This is a genomic window from Mycobacterium sp., from assembly GCF_032162105.1.
In the GTDB taxonomy this organism is placed as follows: Bacteria; Actinomycetota; Actinomycetes; order Mycobacteriales; family Mycobacteriaceae; genus Mycobacterium.
This window is the reverse complement of sequence record NZ_JAVRPS010000332.1, coordinates 1-5,106: the sequence shown is the minus strand read 5'-3', so window position 1 is coordinate 5,106 and position 5,106 is coordinate 1. Positions and strand designations below refer to the sequence as shown.

The 5,106-nt window shown below is 69.2% G+C and carries 1 protein-coding gene; it reads right to left on the bottom strand.

Annotated features, from left to right (window positions below):
- Window positions 1-4,844: fatty acid synthase subunit beta domain-containing protein (locus QOC69_RS17035; protein WP_526441608.1), on the bottom strand; the 4,844-nt coding region annotated here is incomplete at its 3' end.
- Window positions 4,845-5,106: the final 262 nt, after the last annotated feature.

The following is a 5,106-nucleotide window of genomic DNA, read 5'->3' as shown; positions in this document are numbered from 1 at the left end:
AGCGTGAACGGCCGCGGCACCAGGTTCGGGATGTAGCGGCCGACGAGCAGGTCGGGATCCGCGTCGCGCGGCATGACCCGCTCCAGCGAGCGCCGGAAGTCGGCGACGCCGACCCGCAGCACCGAGGAGTGGAACGGCACGTCGATGCCGGGCACCAGGATGAACGAGCGCTTGCCGCCGGACAGCTCGCGGCGCTTGTCGACCTCTTCCTCCAGCACCTCGAGACCGCGCACGGTGCCCGCGATGGCGTACTGCGAGCCACGAAGGTTGTAGTTCACGATCTGCAGGAATTCGCCAGTGCGCTCGGCGATCTCGTCGATGAACGCTGGCACGTCGGCGTCGGGCAGATCGATCTGCGACGGCCGGATGGCGGCCAGCCGGTAGTTCGAGCGGCCGAGCTCGTCGCGCGGGACGATGTCGTGCATCTTGCTGCCGCGGTGGAACACCACCTCCAGCAGCGCCTCCAGCTCGTACACGCCGGAAACGCATGCCAGCGCGGTGTATTCACCGACGGAATGGCCGCAGGCGATCGCGTCCTCGACGAAGGCGCCCTGCTCGCGCATCTCGGCGACCTGGGCCGCCGCCACCGTCGCCATGGCGACCTGGGTGAACTGCGTCAGGTACAGCACGCCCTCGGGGTGGTGGTAGTGCACGCCGCTGGCGATCAGGCTGGTCGGGTTGTCCCTGACCACGTGAAGCACCGAGAAACCGAGGGTTTCGCGGGTGAACTTGTCGGCCGTGTCCCACACCTTGCGGGCGGCCTTCGACCGGGCCCGGACGTCCATGCCCATGCCCTTGGACTGAATGCCCTGGCCCGGGAACGCATACACGGTCTTCGGGGCGGCCAGCTGCGCCGTCGCCGACATCACCAACTCGTTGTCGACCTTGGCGGTGATCTCGATGATCTCCGCGCCGCGGTCGATGCCGACGCGGTCGACGCGGAAGTCGATGTCGTCGCCGGGCATGACCATGCCGAGGAAGCGCGAGGTCCAGCCGACCAGACGCGCGGGCGGGGTGGCCCGGCCGTCGGTGGCGGTGACGACGTGCTGCGCGGCGGCCGACAGCCACATGCCGTGCACGATGGGCGATTTCAGCCCGGCGAGCAATGCGGCGGCACGGTCGGTGTGGATCGGGTTGTGGTCACCGGACACCACCGCGAACGCACTCATGTCGGTCGGCGCGGTGACGGTGACGTCGCGGCGGCGGCGGCGTGGCGTGTCGGTGGCGTTGTCGGTGATCGCCCCGCCGGCGCGCTCCGGGTCGGACAATGCGACGGCGCCGGTGCGGCCGCGGATGGCGAACCGCTCCTCCAGTTTCACCAGCACGGTGCCATCGCCATCGGAGATGGTCACGGAGACCGGAACGACGCGGCCGACCTCGGTGTCGACGGCGGGCGAAGCCGTTGCGGTGACACTCAATTCGGCCGCCGTCTTGGGCATCGGCGCGAGCAGGTGCGCCGCGTGGTCGAGGTGCACCAGGCTCAGCAGGCCCTCCACGACCGGGAAGCCGGCGTCGGTCACGGCCGAACCGATGACCGAGAACACGGCAGGCCAGCAACTGCCGACCAATGCGTCGGGCACCAGGGTCAGGCCGGGCGCCAGGGGCGCGCCGAACGTCGCGGTGACGCCGGTGTGGTCGGCGACCTCTTCGGGATCCCAGCAGACCGTCACCGTGGTGCTGTCGTCGGCGACGGTCGGAAGTGCCTCTGGCCCATCCACGCCCGCGGCGATAGCCAACACGGCGCGCATCGCAGCCGACGCGTCCTCGGTGGTGACGACGGGCATGCCGCCGTCGACCGTGGCCACCGGCAGGGTGAACCGGATGGTGATCCAGATGTCGGAGAGCGGCACGGACAACGTGACCTGCTCACCGCTCAGCTCGAGCCGTGCACCCGTGGACGGATGTGTGGCAGAACGATTTTCGTTGACCTGCCACTCGCTCGGCTCACCGATGCGGTGCACCGGGTTGATCGCGGTGCGACCGGCCCACAGCACGTCGGGCGAGTCGAGCACCACGGCCAGCGGGCCGGTGACGTCGGCGCGAGCCTGGCGGCGCGACACCACGGGCACGGGCTGACCGCCCGCAGACAGCACGTCGTCGATGGACGCCTGCTCGAACCGGTCCAGCAGCTCACCGACGGGCTCGTCGACGCGGGTGATGCCCGCGACGGCCTCGGTGCCGGGAATGATGCACACCTGGTCGGCCGAGTAACGCGCGTCGTGGGCCTGCCACAGCGAGTCACTGCGCCACCAGCGCCGGACGTCCTTGTCGATGACGGGCACGAAGTTGACCGGCTTGCCGAGGGTCTTGCACAGCGTCACGAAGAAGGGCAGGTCGGCGGGGTGCAGCTTGACGGTCTCCGCGTCGGGGTAGCGCGCCAGCAGCTCAGCGATGGCCCGCTGCGGATCCTCCAGCAGCGCTTCGCCTTCCGCGTCGACGCCGTACAGCGTCTCGATCGGGCCGGAATCGGCGGCATGCAGCCGCGCCTCGGCCCGCTTGAGCATCTCCTCGAACCTGTCGCGCCAGGTGTCGGCTAGCCACGGGCTGCCCGGTGCGGCGGTGTCGGCCGTGCTGTCGCCGTCACCGATCGCCAGTTCGACGTAGCGCTGCAGCCACTGCAGGTACGTCATGTCCGCGACGTCGCCGAAGTACGGCTTGGCGGTGTCGGCCATCGCGGCGATGATCTCGTCGCGCCGTTCGGCGACCGCGTCACCGTCACCGGCGACCTCGTCGAGCAGCTGGCCACAGCGCGACGCGGAGTTGTCGATCTCGTGGATGTCGGCGCCGAGCTGGCTGCGGCTGGAAGCCATGCCGCCCTGGGCCTTTCCGGCGCCGATCCACTGATCGGTGCCGTTGGTCTCGACCAGAAGCTGCTTGACGGCAGGCGACGTCGTCGACTCAAGGGCGGCCATCGCCGCGGTGCCGACCAGGATGCCGTCGACCGGCATGTCGGGGAAGCCGTAGCGTGCCGCCCACCGGCCGGACAGGTACTCCGCGGCACGTTCGGGGGTGCCGATGCCGCCACCCACGCACACGGTGATGTTGGCGCACTTGCGAAGTTCGCCGTAGGTCGACACCAGCAGGTCGTCGAGATCTTCCCAAGAATGGTGCCCACCGGCCCGGCCGCCCTCGATGTGCACGATGACGTCGCGCGTGGGGACCTCGGTGGCGATCTTGATGACGGACTTGATCTGCTCCACGGTGCCTGGCTTGAACACCACGTGGGTGATCCCGATCCCGTTGAGTTCGTCGATCAGCTCGACGGCCTCGTCGAGCTCGGGGATGCCCGCGCTGACCACCACGCCGTCGATCGGTGCACCGGACTGACGGGCCTTCTGCACCAGGCGTTTTCCGCCGACCTGGAGCTTCCATAGATAGGGATCGAGGAACAGCGTGTTGAACTGAATGGCGCGACCCGGCTCGAGGAGCTGGGTGAGTTCCTCGATGCGGCCGTCGAAGATCGGTTCGGTGACCTGGCCGCCGCCCGCGAGCTCGGCCCAGTGGCCTGCGTTGGCCGCCGCGGCGACGATCTTGGCGTCGACGGTGGTCGGCGTCATGCCCGCAAGCAGGATCGGCGAGCGTCCGGTGAGGCGGGTGAACTTGGTCGAGAGTTTGACCGACCCGTTGGGCAACGTGACGATCGACGGTGCATAGCTCGACCAGGCGGGCGCAACCTCGGGTGCCGCACCGACGGTGAACAGGTTGCGCTGTCCGGCGCGGGTGGCTGCGGCGACGATGCCGACGCCGAGCCCGCGGATGACCGGTGCGGTGACGCGGGTGATGGTGTCGCTGGGGCCCAGATCCACGATCCAGCGCGCGCCTGCCTCGTGCAGCCGCTCGACCTCGGCGACCCAGTCGATCGGCCGCACGAAGATCGACTCCGTCATGTCGTGCGCGAGCTCGGGGTCGATACCGGTCCTGGCCGCCCAGCGGTCGACCATGTCGACGCCGTCGGCGAGCCGCGGGGTGTGGAAGCCGACCTCGACCTGCACGCTGTGGAAGACCGGCGCGAACACGGCCCCACCGCGCAGCTTGTTCTTGCGCTCGGCTTCTTCCTTCTCGGTGATCTTGCTGCAGTACAGCTCGAACCGGGCCAGCTGTTCGGGGGTGCCGGTGATGACGACCGACCGTCGGCCGTTGCGGATCGACAGCACCGGCGGCAGCACGGTGCGCACATCCGTGGAGAAGTCCTCGAGCAGTTCGGCAATGCGGTCAGGATCGGCATTGGTCACCGACACCATCGGCGACTTGTCCCCGCGCCCGACCATGCCCCGACGCCGCGACACCAGCGAGCCTGCCGCGCCGATCAGCTGCAGCAGTGCCAGTAGCTCGGCGTCGCGGGCCCCGTTGGCCTTGAGCGATTCGCAGGCCATGGTGCCCTGCGAGTGACCGGCCATGGCCACCGGAGGCGTGCCATGCAGATCGAGCCCCTGACGCTTCACTGCGCGGATGGCAGCCATCTGCGCCAGCAGGATGCCCGGGCCGGAGATCGCGGCCGTGGTGAGCTGCTTGGAGGTCGGCAGCGGCTCGTCGGCGGCCAGCGCGCGTACCCACTGCATCGGCTCGAAGCCGATTGGCCGAACCACCACCAGTTCGCGGGCGACGGGCTCGAGTAGAAGTGCGGCCTCGCCGACGACCTCGCTGAGCTCCGATTCGATGCCCGCCGAGCTGATCAGCTCTTCGAGGTTCTCCAGCCAGTTGCCGCCCTGCCCGCCGAACGCGACGGCGTACGGTTCGCCGGCGTTGAGGAGGTCGACCAGCGCGTGCGCGCCGGTCAGTGTGGAGGACTGGTCGCTCGGGTCCTTGCGGCCGGTGGAAACCCTGTTCTGCTCGTTGATCGTCACGTCTTGTTATCTCCTCTGTGCGCTGTGGCGCGTATCGCTCGTCTGCGGGCTGCTTCTCGGCGGCTCGACCCCCGTTCGCGTGCGGGGTCGTGCGATTCGGCGTCGAATCTCGACTGGCTCCGGTCTCGGCTCCTCGGGCGTTGAGGTGCACTGCCGGACTGCCCTCCCGGGCGGCCCAGCGGACGGGCCAGCCCCATAAGAGTGTCATGAGAGCCAGGACCATTTTCTGCCCCCAAATGGTTACTGGCGAGTTCTACGCACG